13 protein-coding genes and 2 tRNA genes are annotated in these 15000 nt (G+C 64.4%); all 15 read right to left on the bottom strand.

Going from position 1 to position 15000, the window contains the following annotated elements:
- Positions 1-106: 106 nt before the first annotated feature.
- Positions 107-182, bottom strand: a tRNA-Arg gene (locus DXV50_RS08785).
- A gap of 50 nt (positions 183-232) precedes the next feature.
- The gene (locus DXV50_RS08780) at positions 233-892 is read right to left on the bottom strand and encodes an APC family permease (protein WP_117205820.1); all 660 of its coding nucleotides are present in this window, start codon (positions 890-892) and stop codon (positions 233-235) included.
- On the bottom strand, positions 879-1760 hold the full coding sequence (locus tag DXV50_RS08775) for a phosphoribosylaminoimidazolesuccinocarboxamide synthase (protein WP_408634269.1): 882 nt from the start codon (positions 1758-1760) through the stop codon (positions 879-881). Before DXV50_RS08775 ends, DXV50_RS08780 begins: the two co-directional genes overlap by 14 nt.
- Before the next feature lie 147 nt (positions 1761-1907).
- On the bottom strand, positions 1908-3434 hold the full coding sequence (locus DXV50_RS08770) for a HAMP domain-containing sensor histidine kinase (protein ID WP_332871125.1): 1527 nt from the start codon (positions 3432-3434) through the stop codon (positions 1908-1910).
- Between the two features lie 22 nt (positions 3435-3456).
- Positions 3457-4173, bottom strand: a complete 717-nt coding sequence (locus tag DXV50_RS08765; protein ID WP_117205819.1) for a response regulator transcription factor — start codon at positions 4171-4173, stop codon at positions 3457-3459.
- A gap of 98 nt (positions 4174-4271) precedes the next feature.
- On the bottom strand, positions 4272-5480 hold the full coding sequence (locus tag DXV50_RS08760; protein ID WP_117205818.1) for a Tat pathway signal protein: 1209 nt from the start codon (positions 5478-5480) through the stop codon (positions 4272-4274).
- A gap of 9 nt (positions 5481-5489) precedes the next feature.
- A complete protein-coding gene (locus tag DXV50_RS08755; protein WP_117205817.1) occupies positions 5490-5777 on the bottom strand; it encodes a TIGR03905 family TSCPD domain-containing protein in 288 nt (95 codons plus the stop codon).
- A 132-nt stretch (positions 5778-5909) separates the two neighbouring features.
- A complete protein-coding gene (gene purB, locus DXV50_RS08750) occupies positions 5910-7256 on the bottom strand; it encodes an adenylosuccinate lyase (protein ID WP_117205816.1) in 1347 nt (448 codons plus the stop codon).
- A gap of 177 nt (positions 7257-7433) precedes the next feature.
- The gene (locus DXV50_RS08745; RefSeq protein ID WP_117205815.1) at positions 7434-8906 is read right to left on the bottom strand and encodes an ATP-binding protein; all 1473 of its coding nucleotides are present in this window, start codon (positions 8904-8906) and stop codon (positions 7434-7436) included.
- Positions 8907-9211: 305 nt separating this feature from the next.
- Positions 9212-10594 (bottom strand): argininosuccinate lyase, encoded by a 1383-nt coding sequence (gene argH / locus DXV50_RS08740; RefSeq protein ID WP_117205814.1) that lies wholly within the window; start codon positions 10592-10594, stop codon positions 9212-9214.
- A gap of 128 nt (positions 10595-10722) precedes the next feature.
- Positions 10723-11952, bottom strand: a complete 1230-nt coding sequence (locus tag DXV50_RS08735) for an argininosuccinate synthase (protein WP_117205813.1) — start codon at positions 11950-11952, stop codon at positions 10723-10725.
- 715 nt (positions 11953-12667) lie between these two features.
- A complete protein-coding gene (locus DXV50_RS08730; RefSeq protein WP_198666371.1) occupies positions 12668-13519 on the bottom strand; it encodes an IS3 family transposase in 852 nt (283 codons plus the stop codon).
- Between the two features lie 20 nt (positions 13520-13539).
- On the bottom strand, positions 13540-14031 hold the full coding sequence (locus DXV50_RS08725; protein WP_117204406.1) for a helix-turn-helix domain-containing protein: 492 nt from the start codon (positions 14029-14031) through the stop codon (positions 13540-13542).
- Between the two features lie 143 nt (positions 14032-14174).
- The gene (gene deoC, locus DXV50_RS08720) at positions 14175-14816 is read right to left on the bottom strand and encodes a deoxyribose-phosphate aldolase (protein ID WP_117205812.1); all 642 of its coding nucleotides are present in this window, start codon (positions 14814-14816) and stop codon (positions 14175-14177) included.
- 65 nt (positions 14817-14881) lie between these two features.
- Positions 14882-14957 (bottom strand) — tRNA-Lys (locus DXV50_RS08715).
- Between the last annotated feature and the right edge of the window lie 43 nt (positions 14958-15000).

The following is a 15000-nucleotide window of genomic DNA, read 5'->3' as shown; positions in this document are numbered from 1 at the left end:
ATCCCTCCGAAGGCATTCTGGGACGATTCTGGGATTGTTAGGCAGAATCAACCCGCAAAACAAAAGCAGGCCAGAGGAGACAACCCCTCTGACCTGCTGTTCTTTCTGGTGCCCCCGGGCCGATTCGAACGGCCGACACCCGCTTTAGGAGAGCGGTGCTCTATCCCCTGAGCTACGAAGGCATGAAACCATATTCTAGCACGGACTCACTCCGCCCGCGCAGAACGAGTGACTACTTGCTCTTGCCCTTCTTGGCGGCGCGGGCCTCCTCGTCGGCAATGCGACGCTGGCGGTCGGCCTCAAAGAGCTCGGCGAGCTTCTTGTCGGTCATGCCCTGGATCTTGCGCTCCGCGGCCTTGCGGTACGGACGACGCTTGACCAGGTCATAGACAAAGCCACCGATGATGAAGACGTACGCGAGCACAAGGGACGCGATGGCGAGGATGCCCTGCATGGAGTCGGTGCTGCTGGCCTCGGCCGGGAAGGCGTAGGCCATGACGAGGCTCAGGATGGTCATGGCAAAGCCGATGCCCAGAAGGACCCACCAGACACGCTCGGTCCTCTTGTAGTCCGGGTTGGAACGCAGCGCGATGTCGTACGCGCGGGTGCGGATGTCCTCCTCCTCGCGGCGGCGCTGCTTCTCGGCCTTCTTCTGCTCCTTGCTCATGGTGGCAATGTTGGCCTTGGACTTGCCCGAACCGGTGCGCACGGACGCGCCAGCCTCGCTCACGGGCTTGGCGTTTGCGGCGGTGCGCTTGCCGAGGTTCATGGGATCGTAGGCGGGCTTGTCGCCAGCCTTCTTCTCCTCGGGCTTCTCCTTGGAGACGCTGCGGTCGGCGGCGACCTCCTTGGCCTCCTCGCGGGCGGCGTCGATGGTGCTACGCAGAGACATTTGACTCCTTCATGGGCGTGAACTCGGTACCGGTAATGATCTGGAAGGCCTCCTGGTAACGTTTGGAGGTTCCCTCGAGCACGTCCGCGGGCAGGTGCGGGGCATCGCCCTGCATGTCCCAGTTGGCACGCAGCCAGTCGCGGACGTACTGCTTGTCGTAGCTCGGCTGGACAGAACCCTCCTGGTAGCCCTCAGCCGGCCAGAAGCGGCTGGAGTCAGGCGTGAGGCACTCGTCAATGAGCGTGAGCTGGCCGTCGATGAAGCCAAACTCAAACTTGGTGTCGGCGATGATGATGCCGCGGGTGGCGGCGTACTCGGCCGCAGCCTTGTAGATGGCCAGTGACGCGTCGCGCAGCTGCGTCGCCACGTCGGTGCCCACGATCTCGCAGCAGCGCTCGAACGAGATGTTCTCGTCATGGTCGCCCAGCTCGGCCTTGGTGGAAGGCGTGAAGATGGGCTCGGGCAGCTTGGAGGCCTCGGTCAGGCCCTCGGGCAGCTTGATGCCGCACACGGTGCCGTCCTGGTCGTAGGTCTTCTTGCCGCTGCCAGTGAGGTAGCCGCGCACGATGCACTCGATGGGCACCGTCTGGGCCTTCTTGACCAGCATGGAGCGGCCGGCCAGGTAGTCGGAGTACTGCTGGAACTCCTCGGGCAGGTCAGCCACGTCGCAGGAGATCATGTGGTTGGGCATGAGGTCCTTGAAGCGGTTGAACCAGAAGGCCGAGATGCGGGTCAGGATCTCTCCCTTGTGGGGAATCTCGTCCGGCAGGATGAAGTCGAACGCGCTGATGCGGTCGCTCGCGACCATCAGCAGCTTGTCGCCGCAATCGTAGATGTCACGAACCTTGCCGTGCGAATCCGGACGCATCTCAATCTGTGCCACGCTGGAGCCCACCTTCCAAGACGTTGTAATTTGCCTCTCTGACGCGAGGCCATGCCGAAGCATACAGGTTTTAGTTTACACCGTTGAGCGAGTCAAGCCCACGGAAGGATGGGCTTCTCGCCTGTTGGGGCGCTAGCCCTCCTGGATGGCCTGGGCAAGGTTGCGACGGCCGCGGTTCTGGGGGATGCGCAGGGTGAACGTGGTGCCCTTGCCCAGCTCGGACTCGACGAGGATGGTGCCGTTGTGCTTGTCCACGATCTCCTTGGTAAGCGAGAGGCCCACGCCAAGGCCGCCGGAGACGCGCTCGCGGCTGACGTCGGAGCGCCAGAAGCGGCTGAACGTCTGGGGGATGTCCTCCTTGGCAATGCCGATGCCGGTATCCTGGACAGCAATGAGCACGTCGGACTTGTCCTGGCGCACGGTGACCGTGACCCAGCCGTCCTCGTCGGTGTAGCGCATGGCGTTGCTCATGAGGTTGACCACAGCCTCGCGGATGAGGTCCGGGTCAATGTCCGCGTTGAGCTCTCCGTACTGAGACTCGTCAACAAAGCGCAGGTGGAGGCCCTTCTCGTGGAAGAGCTGGTGCTGCGAGGTCACCAGGCTGCGGATGAGATAGACCACGTCGGTGCGCTCGGTCTTGAGCTCGGTTGATCCGTTCTCCAGGCGGGACAGCTTGAGCATGGCGTCCACCAGGCGAGAAAGGCGTCTCACCTCGGCGGCCACGGTCTCGAAGTGCTCGTCGTCGGCGGGGAGCACGCCGTCCTGCATGGCCTCCACGGTGGCCTGCATGGCCATGAGGGGCGTGCGCAGCTCGTGGGCCACGTCGCCGGTCAGGCGGTGCTCCAGCTTGAGGTCGCGCTCAAGGGAGGTGGCCATGTCGTCAAAGGTTTCTCCCAGCTGGCCAATCTCGTCGGAGCCGCGCACGCCGGAGCGGGCGGTGAGGTCTCCGTTCCTGAGCTGGCGCGCGGTGTTGGTGATGCGTTGGATGGGCGTGGAGAGGCGCTTGGACGTGAAGTAGCCGATCACGCAGGCCAGGACCACCGCAATGGCGGCGGCCACGGCAATGGCCCCGTAGGAGTTGCTGCGGAAGGCGGCGTCCGCGCGGGTGAGGAGCGTCTCGGAGCCAAAGGCCCACAGGCGCAGGGTTCCCACCTGGCTGTCGTTTGCGCCAAGGATGGGCGCCGTCACCGCGGAGTCCGCCCCGGTCGGGGCGTTGGAGACGGGGTCTGCGTGGCCGGCGGACTCGCGCGTGTGCTCCCACGTGTCGTCGTAGAGCACCTGGCCGTCGGGACCAATGACCTGGATCCCCACGTCAGAGGACATGGCACTGGCGTTCTTGGCCTCGGCAAGGACGGTGCCGTCCCAGGAGCCCTCGCGCTTGTAGACGGTGGAGATGCTCTCCGCCGCGGAGTTGGCCAGGGCCTGCATGTTCTGGCGCGTGTACGCCTTGAACTGGCCCTCCCACACAATGCCCAGAACGGCAACGAGCACGGCCGCGGTCATGATTGCCGTCAGGGCAAAGGCCAGGGTCATGCTCGTCGAGTAGGGCTGGGACCTCTTGGGGTCCGGCTGGATGGTGTTCCACGAATTGCGAGACGAGGGCTGCTGGGAGCCCTCGTCTGCGCGTGCGTTCCTGCCTGTTACGAACTTGGCCGCCAAGGCGGACCTCCTCGGCTACGTTCTACTTGGCGTCAGCGGGCTTCTCGGGAGCCTCGAAGCGATATCCCACGCCGTGGACGGTGTAGAGCCAGCGCGGGTTGCGCGGGTCGTCGCCAAGCTTGGCACGCAGGTTCTTGACGTGGGAGTCAATGGTGCGCTCGTAGCCCTCGAAGTCATAGCCCAGGACCTTCTCCACCAGCTCCATGCGGGTGTAGACGCGGCCCGGGTAGCGGGCGAGGGTGGTCAGGAGCTTGAACTCGGAGGCGGTGAGGTCAACCTCGGTGCCCTCGACGATGACCTTGTGGCCGGAGATGTCGATCACCAGGTCGCCGAAGTCCAGCACCTCGAGGGCCGGCTCGGCCTCGGTGTGGGCGCGGCGCAGCAGGGCGCGCACGCGGGCAACGAGCTCGCGCGGCGAGAAGGGCTTGATGAGGTAGTCGTCGGCGCCCAGCTCCAGGCCGATGATGCGGTCCTCGACCTCGCCCTTTGCGGTCAGCATGATGATGGGCACGTTGGAGGTCTCGCGGATGGTGCGACAGACGCGCTCGCCGGAGAGCTTGGGCAGCATGAGGTCAAGGATCACGAGGTCAAAGGAGTGCTTCTCGAACTCCTCGACGGCGCTCTGGCCGTCGCCGACGCCGCGCACGATGTAGCCCTCGCGCTCGAGGTAGGCAGCCACGGCATCGCGGATTGCCTTCTCGTCCTCAACAAGCAGAATCTTCTTCTCATCCGAAGCCATGTTGGCCTCCCTGTGTGATGTCGACTGCACGGCCTGGCGGGCCAGGCCCGTAGATGTTCCCTAGTTTACCCCACAAGCCGCGGGGTGTAGTCCGACCCTTACAGCTGGAAGGTGCGAACCGTCACGGAATCGGGGTAGCCGGTGTCCGCGTTCTTGACCGTCGAGAAGGTCACGAAGGTCGAGCAGTCCCCCACCCGGGCCGGAAACTCGCCGTAGTCGACGCAGCGGTCGGCCGAGTCAAGGCTGCCGTAAGTCTTGTTGGCGAGGTCTACCACAAAGTAGGAGGACCGGCTCTTGATGACGAACTTGTCGCCCTTGCCGCATCCCACCTCGGACGGCTCTCGGTTGAGCTTGACGAAGCCCGCGGACTCCGTGCCCATGTAGGTGCCCATCTGGCCCAAAAGGCCTCCCGTGCTGTAGCTGGCCTCCACCGAGACCAGGAAGCGCTCCCCCACGCGCGTGGCGCGGAAGGGCTTCACGCCGGCCGGCATGACGAGCTGGTCGATCTTGGTGGCTAGGTCGTCGGAGAGCGAGTAGGCCGTGACGCCGTAGTAGGTACCCTCGTTCGCGCGGACGCGCGGCGTGAGGATGGCGCAGTCGCCAGACACGTTGGGCTTGGTGGCAAAGCGCCCGGGGGACTCCACGACTGCGGTGGCGTCGCCGCTGCCGGCGTGCCACAGGTAGCAGTAGCTGGACTCCGCCGTCTTTGTGCCCGAGAGCGAGGGTTGGACCTGCCAGAGCACGCGCTCGCCTGAGCAGGCGATGGGCGCCGGGTCATAGTCGGACGTGGCCTGCCACAGGGTCTTGGTGTCGCCCGTGAGCGCACCAGCCGAGAAGCGCGAGCCGTAGAGCGTCCAGGAGCGCGTGGTGGTGTCCAGCTCCACCCAGGCGTAGACGGAGTCGGAGCAGGCGACGTCGTAGATGACCGTCGTGGTGGCCTGTCCCTTGGGGGCGGAGACCACCTCGAGGAGCTTGCCGGACTCAAGCGAGAGCGCGGAGGCCACCACCATGGGCGTGGCGGAGGAGCCGGCGGTTGCCACCGGGATCCAGGTGCCCTCCGCGGCGTGGAGCACGTTGCCCAGGGGCAGGGACCACTCGTGGGCCGGGGCCATCGCCGAGTCGTCGTACTGGTAGTCATCAGTCACGCTGGGCGCCGAGCCCTCGTCCACCACGACGGGCGACGAGGTGTCCGCGCCCTTCTCCGCTCCATGGGTGCAGCCGGAGAGAATGGTCACGGCGGCACTGGCCGCGGCCGTGGTGGCCGCCGCCTTGAAGAAGCCGCGCCTTGAGAGCTTGGGGCCCCTCACCGGTCGGACCTACTCCGCCTGGACGGTGCCGGCGGCCTGGATCTGCTCCATGGCCTGCAGGAGCGCCTGCGAGAACTGATCCGCGCAGGAGGTCTTGCGGGGGCCGCAGGTGTTGCCCTTCAGAATCTGGGCCACCTCCTCGGTGGGACGGCCGGAGACGAGCTTGCCGATGGCGGCCAGGTTGCCGGAGCAGCCTCCGTCAAAGTTCACGTCCTCGATGGTCTTGCCGTCGTCGGAAAGGTCGATGTGGATCATGCGCGAGCAGACGCCGCGCGGCTTGAAGTCAACGTGCTGCATGGTGGAGCTTCCCCTCTCTTCGGTGTCGTCACAGTATACCCAGCGCCCGCCGCCGGAATCTCCCGCGACGGGCGCCGTACGCTCTGGGGTTGGGCGGCAAGAAGTGTGCGCTTCTCGCCTGGTGTGCGATTGCTAGAACTCCAGCTGCTCCAGGCGGTCGAAGACCACGCCGGTGCGCGTGAGGAAGCTGCGCGGGTCGAAGATGGCGTCCAGCTCGGCGGGCTTGAGCTTGCCGCAGCGTGGGTCAGCCTCGATCTTCTGGCGGAAGGTGGTGCCAGACTCGCACTGCTGCACCTCGCGCCACGTGGCCATGGCGTTCTCCTGCACGATCTTGTACGCGTCCTCGCGCGTGATGCCGGTGTCCACCAGGTGCAGCAGCACCTTGGAGGAGTAGATCAGGCCGCGGGTCTTGTTGAGGTTGGCCAGCATCTGAGCCGGGTAGAGCACCAGGCCGTCCACGATGCGGATGAGACACTGGAACATGTGGTCGAGCGCGATGAAGCTGTCCGCCTGGGCGACGCGCTCGGCGCTGGAGTGCGAGATGTCGCGCTCGTGCCACAGGGCCACGTTGTCAAAGGCCACCTGCGCGTTGGCCTTCACCACGCGGGAGAGGCCGCAGACCTTCTCGACGGTGATGGGGTTGCGCTTGTGGGGCATGGCGGAGCTGCCCTTCTGACCCTTGCGGAAGGGCTCCTCGGCCTCGAGGGTGTCGGTCTTCTGCAGGTTGCGGATCTCGGTGGCAATGCGCTCGCACGTGGCGGCCGTGGTGGCCAGGACGCCGGCCAGGTAGGCGTGGTGGTCGCGGGAGATGACCTGCGTGGAGAGCGGGTCGTGCGTGAGGCCCAGGTGCTCGCAGACGTACTCCTCGACGCGCGGGTCAATGCTGGAGTAGGTGCCCACCGCGCCGGAGATGGCGCCAAAGGCCACGTTGTTGCGGGCGTCGCGCAGGCGGTCGAGGTCGCGCTTGAGCTCCCAGGCCCAGCTGCCGAACTTCATGCCAAAGGTCATAGGCTCGGCGTGGATGCCGTGGGTGCGGCCCACGCAGAGGGTGTCCTTCTCCTCGAAGGCGCGGCGCTTGCAGATCTCGCCGAGCCTCTTGCAGTCCTCGATGAGGATGTCGGTGGCCTGGACGAGCTGGTAGCACAGGGCGGTGTCGCCCAGGTCGGAGCTGGTCATGCCGTAGTGGACCCAGCGGCTGGGCTTGGGGCTTCCCTCCGGCACGTCCTTGTCGATGTAGGAGCCCATGTTGGTGAGAAAGGCGATGACGTCGTGGTTGGTCACGGCCTCGATGGCGTCCACCTCGTCCTTGTTGAAGGCCGCATGCTCGCGGATCCAGGCGGCCTCCTCACGGGTGATGCCGCTCTCGCCGATCTCCGCGTGCGCCTCGCAGGCCAGCACCTCGATCTCCTGCCAGACGGCGTACTTGTTCTCGAGCGAGAAGATGTGGCCCATCTCCGGACGGGTGTAGCGATCGATCATGTGGGTCCTCCTGTGAGGTCGCGGCTGCCAACATGCCTTTGCACAACGTTTTCGATTTTAGCGCGGCGGGCTGGGGTGCCGCTCGCATGCGGCACCGGCTTCTTAACACTTACCTTAACAGCAACTTCGCAGCTGCGATGTTAAGTGCGAAGTTAAGTGTTAAGTTGCCATCCGTTTCTATCTGACGAGCCTGTATCGCTGCTTGGGGCTCCTTGGTGGTTCCATTGGCTCGACCGAGCCCGACTCTATCAGAGACCTCACATGGCTCGTGATGCTCGACCTCGACAGGCCGGACTCCGAAACCAGCTCGGCCATGGATGCAGAGGAGTGCTTCGCAAGGTAGTCAAGTATCGCATCGTCCACTCCCCCGGCGGCGCCGTTCTTCCTTTCGCTTGGGGCAACTCGGCGCCGGTCGAACGTCAGAGAGAACGCAACCGTTGAGTTGTGAGGTCGGGCGGGAGGCATCAAAGCGCGCCTGAGCTGCTCACCAATCTCCTGATATCCGGTGCCCCTGTTCTCGACCACGTAGCCGCCGGCCGGATAGGGAGTCGTCTCCAGAATGTTGGAGAGGAACTGGTTTCGCGCAGACGAGACGCCACTGGTGCCGAGTGACTCTATGGTCACGTCTCCATACAGCCCACCCGGGTTGATGATCTCCAGACGGTCAACGTAGAGGTTCACCTGCACCTGTGACCCTCGCGATTCCGGAGAGTAGTCTCGGTGCATGAGGGCGTTTGCAATCGCCTCGCGCACCGCCGTGGCCGGATAGTCAGGCACGTCCCTTCGAAACGCCCCCTCAATCACCGCGCCGGTCCTGGTGTTCCGCACCACAGCGGCGATTGCGTCCTCGATCATCACGGGGATGGAGCCAACTATCGACTGGTTGTCGAGAAACCTCCGGCTATCGTTCACCCGCTCGGTCCTTGACGTTCCAGGGTATGCGGTGAACGTCACGTTGAGCCTCGGAAAGAACTTCTGCGGAAAAGAGCCCGTCGCCATCAAACCGGCAAGCGTCGGCACAAGGGCATCTCCCTGCCGCTTTACAACGTGCAGGTCGAGAAGGACCTCCTCGTCGCTGCGAGAACCCAGGATGCGAGGGTGGAGTTCCTTCTGCCGCCTGACGAAGCCGGCGAGCAGCTCCGCATCCAGATCGGCGAGCTCGGCGCCCTCGACCGCGTCGTCATCGTAGGTGGGCTGGAGATGCTCCTCCATATAGCGGTCGACCTCATAGGAGGTCATTCGCCTGTCGCCGTCGCCCGTCCTCACGTAGGAGGAGTCGTACATCCCACGCGCGGTGATGTAGCACGGCTTGTCCCTCGGGTGCATCTCCTTGACCCGGGCGCATACAACAAGAGACTCCTCGAAGGGAATCACCTCGATCTGTGGCCGCACGGGCGGAGTGAGCTTATCGCACTCGTTCGCAAGGGCGTCTTGGATTCGCCGGGCTTCAAAGCCCTCAACCGGTGCAAATCCGTTCTTTTCGGAAATTCCCAGAATGATGAAGCCGCCGGATGAGTTGGAAAAGGCCGACATGGTCTCAACAAGGCTCTTGGGCAAGGACTGCTTTGCTTCCTTTACCTCAAAGCGCTGAGAGTCATTTCCGATTCTTCGCAGCTCATTGATGGTGTTCGCAAGCCACTGCTCGTTCATTGCCCCTCCGTTCGGCTCAACTTCGCATCAGCTTAACACTTAACTTAACAGCAACTTCGCAGCTGCGATGTTAAGTGCGAAGTTAAGTGTTAAGTTGCTGCGAAGCTGCAACATGACGGGCGGGCGCATCATCTGCAGTAGGCCAGCCATCGTGGCCGGCGGCCGTGGCGGACTCCACCAAAAGCGAAGGGCGCTTTGAGGCCACCGCCGACTACGCGAGCATCGCACCCCTGGCGAGAAGCGCGAACTTCTCGCCAGGGGTGTCCCTTTTACCAGGTAACTAACAGCGTCCCCGCGTCTGGTGGCTAGGCCTCGGCGGCGGCGAGGATGGCACGGGCCTCCTCGAGCTGGGCGACGACGACGGAGTGACCGGTGCCGCCGTAGGTCGTGCGGGCACGGGCGATGCCCTCGGGGTCAAGGTCGGCGGCGATGTCGTCCTCGAACAGGTCGCTGGCGGCGCGGAACTCGTCGGCGGTAAGGTCCTCGAGGCCCTTGCCGTGCTTCTCGCAATAAAGCACGAGCTCGCCGACCACACGGTGGGCGTCGCGGAACGGCATGCCCTTCTTGGCCAGGTAGTCGGCCACGTCGGTCGCGGCGGTAAAGCCGCGGCGGGCCTGGTCAAGCATGACGTCGGCGTTGACCGTCATGGTCTCGAGCATGCCGGCGGCGATCTCCATGCAGTCGGAGAGCGTCTTTGCGGCGTCCATCGGGCCCTCCTTGCACTCCTGGAGGTCCTTGTTGTACGCGAGCGGCAGCGACTTCATCGTGGTCAGAAGCGCCATGAGGTCGCCGTAGACGCGACCGCACTTGCCGCGGGTAAGCTCGGCAAAGTCGGGGTTCTTCTTCTGCGGCATGATGGAGGAGCCGGTGGAGTAGCTGTCGGACAGCGTCACAAAGCCAAACTCCGTCGAGCTCCACAGCACGATCTCCTCGCACAGGCGCGAGAGGTGCATCATGCTGACGCTGCACGCGTACTCCAGGTCGAGCAGGTAGTCGCGATCGGAGACGGCGTCCAGCGAGTTGGGGATGGCGTGGTCAAAGCCCAGCAGCTCGGTGGTGCGCTGGCGGTCGAGCGGGTAGGTGGTGCCGGCAAGCGCCGCGGCGCCGAGCGGGTTGGCGTCGGCGGCGTCGCACGCAGCGGCCAGGCGCGTGTAGTCACGCGTGAACATCCAGAAGTAGGCCAGCATGTGGTGGCTGAACAGCACCGGCTGCGCGTGCTGCAGGTGCGTGTAGCCGGGCATCACCACGCCCATGTTCTTCTCGACGACGTCGAGAAACACGCGGCGCAGGGAGCGATTGCCCTCCATGAGGTGCGAGCAGAGCTCCTTGGCGTAGAGGCGGATGTCCGTCGCCACCTGGTCGTTGCGGCTGCGGCCCGTGTGCAGGCGCGCGCCCGGCGTGCCGATGTTGCGCGTGAGGGCGCCCTCCACGGCCATGTGGATGTCCTCGTCGTTGACGTCCCAGGCAAAGTCGCCGTTGGCGATCTGACCCGAGATGTCGGCCAGGCCGGCGTCGATGGCCTGCTGGTCGGCCTCGGAGATGATGCCCTGCTCGGCGAGCATCTTGGCGTGGGCGCGGCTGCCGGCGATGTCCTGTTGCGCCATGGCCTTGTCCACCTCGAGGGACGCACCGAACTCCTGCGTGAAGGCGTCGACGCCCTTCTCAAACCTGCCACCCCAAAGAGCCATCGGGCCCTCCGTTCCTCTCGTGATTGTTGTCCCAGCTAGATTAGCGCATGCTCGCAAAGGGGCCGCCCGCGCGCAACGGACGGCCCCATCTGTTCAGAAGTGCCTCCTGCAGCAACTCCTTGCGGGAGCTACTCCACCGGCTGGAGGCCGGAGCCGGGACCCTGGACGCGAGACCAGGTCTTGGACTGCAGGCCGTGAAGGTCGATGAAGCCGCGGGCGGCGGTGTGGTCGAAGGTGTCGCCCTCGTCGTAGGTGGCCAGGTTGTAATCGTAGAGGCTGTAGTCGGAGCGCAGGCCGTCGACGAAGAGGCCGCCCTTGCACAGGATGATGCGGACGTCGCCGGTGACGTACTTCTGCGTGTAGGCGTTGAAGGCGTCGATGGCGTTGCGGTTCTGGGAGAACCACAGGCCGCGGTAGACGGTGGAGGCCCACTCGACGTCGAGCTTGGCCTTCTGCTTCAGGGTCTCGGCGTCAAGGCAGAGCTGCTCGAGGGACTGGTGGGCCTGGATGAGCAGCAGGGCGGCGGGGCACTCGTAGCACTCGCGGCTCTTGATGCCCACGACGCGGTCCTCGATCATGTCGATGCGGCCAAAGCCGTTACGGCCGGCAATCTCGTTGCACTTGATGATGAGGTCAAGCAGCGGCATCTTCTCGCCGTTGATGGCGGTCGGGACGCCCTGCTCGAAGGAGATCACGACCTCCTCGGGGTCGGCGGGGCACTCGTCGAGGTTCTTGGTCATCGTCCAGATGTCCGCGGGCGGCTTGTTCCAGGTGTCCTCAAGGACGCCGCACTCGATGGCGCGGCCCCAGAGATTGTCGTCGATGGAGTAGGGCTTCTTGTGCGTGGTGGGCACGGGCACGCCGTGCTGCTTGGCCCACTCCATCTCGGAGTCACGCGTGGTGAGGTCCCAGACGCGGACCGGGGCGATGATCTCGAGCTCGGGGTCGAGAGCGCGGATGCAGGTCTCAAAGCGCACCTGGTCGTTGCCCTTGCCGGTGCAGCCGTGGGCCACGTACTTGGCGCCGTACTGGTGGGCGATGTCAACGAGGTGCTTGGAGATCAGCGGGCGAGAAAGGGCAGAGAGCAGCGGGTAGACGCCCTCGTACTTGCCGTTGGCCCAGATGGCCTTGGACAGGATCTTCTCGGCGTACTCCTCGCGCATGTCGACGGCCTCAGAGGCAATGGCGCCCATGTCGAGGGCCTTCTGCTTGATCCAGGAGAGGTCCTTCTCGTCCTGGCCAACGTTGCCGCAGATGGCGATGACGTCGAGGTTCTTCTCCTCCTGCAGCCACTTGACGATAACGGACGTATCGAGACCACCGGAGTACGCGAGGACTACCTTCTCTTTCTCAGCCATTTTTGGTTTCCTTTCCATTGGCTAAATGAAGCAAGTTAGCAGGTCAATTACAGCAGCGCCAAACCCCCGACAATATCGGACGTTGCGAGAAGATCATCTTGAAGGCAGGTTGCCGCCAGACAACAGGACGCAGCGCGCGATATTGCGGGCTAGATTCGTCGGTTCTGGCGTCGGTTCATGGGGGTGGCTGCCTGGCTGCTTGCGCAGGTAGTTGCAAACATGGCGCTCATGCGCTGCATATGGCTTCTCCGCCTCCCCATAAGACATGTGGCCCGCGACTATTGCCGCGGGGCTGTAATCGTTGACACGGACTATAGGCCGATGCGCACGCCACATGCAGCACACATTGCGTTTGGATTTGCGTTCGAAACATAACGGGCGCCAAGCGGTGGGCGGCACGGGCGGACTCCCGCGCGCAGAAGTCCGCTTGGTGTGAGCCCAATATCGCGACTTTTGCTCTATATCAAAAATCAAATGTATATTTTCAAAGAAAATGCCTGTTGGGCAAAGTGCCAAATGTATAGACGAAGCCGTATGGCAGCGCCAACGGCCCAGGAGGGCTCGCACGAAGGCCACTTCTGCACGGGACTAGCGAAAATGCTCGCACGAAGGCCACTTCTGTGCAGGATTCGGGGCCGCGGCGCCCGTCTCACCAACGCCGCCCCTGCACGCAAATTTGAACTGCACCCCAAAACTTGGACGGCTTAAATAAGAACTACGCCGCAAGGGACTGTCTCCGGAACTCCTCCGGGGTCAGTCCCTTCAGTTTAACCTGGCGCCTCCTCGTGTTCCAATGGACCACGAAGTCGTCGAGGTCCGCCTTGAAGGACTCGAAGTCCGGCCACGTCCTTCCACGGAAGAACTCGTCCTTGATGTGGCCGAACACCTGCTCCGTCGCGCCGTTGTCGATGCAGTTGCCCTTCCGGGACATGCTCTGCACCACGCCGGCCTCCTCCAACCGCCTGCACCAACCGGCCTGCTGGTACTGCCAGCCCATGTCCGAGTGCAGGATCGGCCTGGAGCCCTTGGGCTTCTTGGACACGAGCTGGTCGAGCAGCTCGTGCTGCTGAGCCATGTTGGGGTGCAGCGACGTGGACCAGGCGACGATCTCCTTGCTGCCGAAGTCGTAGACCGGCGCGAAGTAGGCCTTGCCCCAGGGCTGCTTGAACTCGGTGACGTCGGTGCCCATCTTTTCCCACGGCCCGTCGGCGGCGAAGTCCCTGCCGATGACGTTCTCGAAGGTCTTTCCGACCTTGCCCCTGTACGAGTTGTACCTGTGGTAGTCGGTCTCGCGGCGGATCCCGCAGCTGATGCCCATCTCGCGCATCATCTTCAGCGTCGTCTTGTAGGCTATGCGCACGCCCTGCTCGGCGCGCAGGCACATGGCGATCTGCCTGTGGCCGCACCCGTTGGCGGTGCGCGAGAATATCTCGGCGGCGGCCTCCCAGAGCTCGGGCCTGGTGGGAGCCTTCGGGTGCGACAGCGCGTAGTAGTAGCTGGACCGGGCCATGCCGGCGCACTCCAGCAGGCGCCCCAGCCCGTGCCCCTCTTCGCGCAGGACCCTCACGGCCTCGACCTTCGCCCTGGTCAGAGCCCGTCCCTCTCGACCAGGGCACGCAATTTTTTTAGGTAGGCCACCTCGGTCTCGAGCCTTCGGCAGCGCTCCTCGAGCTCCTCCTCGCGGGTCCGCGGCCTCGCCTTGGAACCGCTCGGCCGGCCCTTGGGCCTCGGGCGCAGGGCCTCCGCGCCGCCCCGGCGGTATAGCGCGCACCACTTCTTGAGCGGCGACATCGACATTATGCCGAACGCCGCCATCGCCTCGGCCTTCGTCATGCCGCCGTCGACCACGGCGGAGGCTGCGGCGACCTTCTGCTCGTATGTGTACCTGGCCTGCTTGCCGTCCATGGATAGCAGCACCCCGCTTCCGAACGACCGGTATACGCAGAGCCATTGTCTCACGGTTCCGCGCGGGACCGACAGCGCCTTCGCCGCAGACTTGTAGCCGTTGCCTCGCTCGAAGAGCCCGATCGCCGCCTTCCTGGCCTCGATGTCGTGCTTCACCCTCAAGTCGACACGCATAAAAAGCCTCCCATTTCTCGTGTCCAAGAAATGGGAGGCAGTTCAATTGGGGACGTGTTCGTTTTTGCGCAAATACGAACACGTCCCCAATTTGCGGGACCACGAGTGTCCCTTTTACCAGGTAATTAACAACGTCCCCAGCGTCAGGCGCCGATGATGGCCAAGCCGCTGGAGGTGCCGATGCGGGAGGCCCCCGCGGCGACCATGGCCTCGGCCTCGGCTGCTGTGTGAATGCCGCCGGACGCCTTGACCTTGCATCGGCCAGCCACGGTGCGAGCCATGAGCGCCACGCCCTCGACGGTGGCGCCACCCGTAGAGAAGCCCGTGCTGGTCTTGACGAAGGAGGCGCCGGCCTCCACGGCGATCTCGCACGCGCGGACAATCTGCTCGTCAGAGAGCAGGCAGGTCTCGATGATGACCTTCACGCAGCGTCCCTGGGCCGCGGCCTCCACGGCCTCGATGTCGCGCCGGACCAGGCCGTCCTCGCCGGCAAGCAGCCAGCCCACGTTGATGACCATGTCCAGCTCGTTGGCGCCGTCGGAGACGGCGGCCTCGGCCTCGGCGGCCTTGCCGGCAGTAGACATGGCGCCCAGCGGGAAGCCGATGACGGTGCAGACGTTGACGTCGGTCTCCGTCAGGCGAGAAGCGCATGCGCCCACCCAGCAGGAGTTCACGCAGACGGAGGCAAACCCGTGCTCGACCGCCTCGTCGCACAGCCGCGCAATCTGCTCGCGGGTGGCGTTTGCCGCCAGGAGCGTGTGGTCGATCATCTTGTTGAGGCTCATCCGAGCTCCTCTCAAACAACAGGGGCGGCGAGAAGAGCGCTCTTCTCGCCGCCCCGTCCTTGCGGTGGTGCGCCGTCAGGGGTTCGAACCCTGGGCCTTGGGATTAAAAGTCCCCTGCTCTACCAGCTGAGCTAACGGCGCGTGGGGTTGATTCTACCACGGGACCCATGCCCGGGCGCGCCGG

Source organism: Paratractidigestivibacter faecalis, from assembly GCF_003416765.1.
Taxonomy (GTDB): domain Bacteria; phylum Actinomycetota; class Coriobacteriia; order Coriobacteriales; family Atopobiaceae; genus Paratractidigestivibacter; species Paratractidigestivibacter faecalis.
Note: the sequence above shows the minus strand (reverse complement) of the source record. Positions and strands in the feature narration are given on the sequence as shown.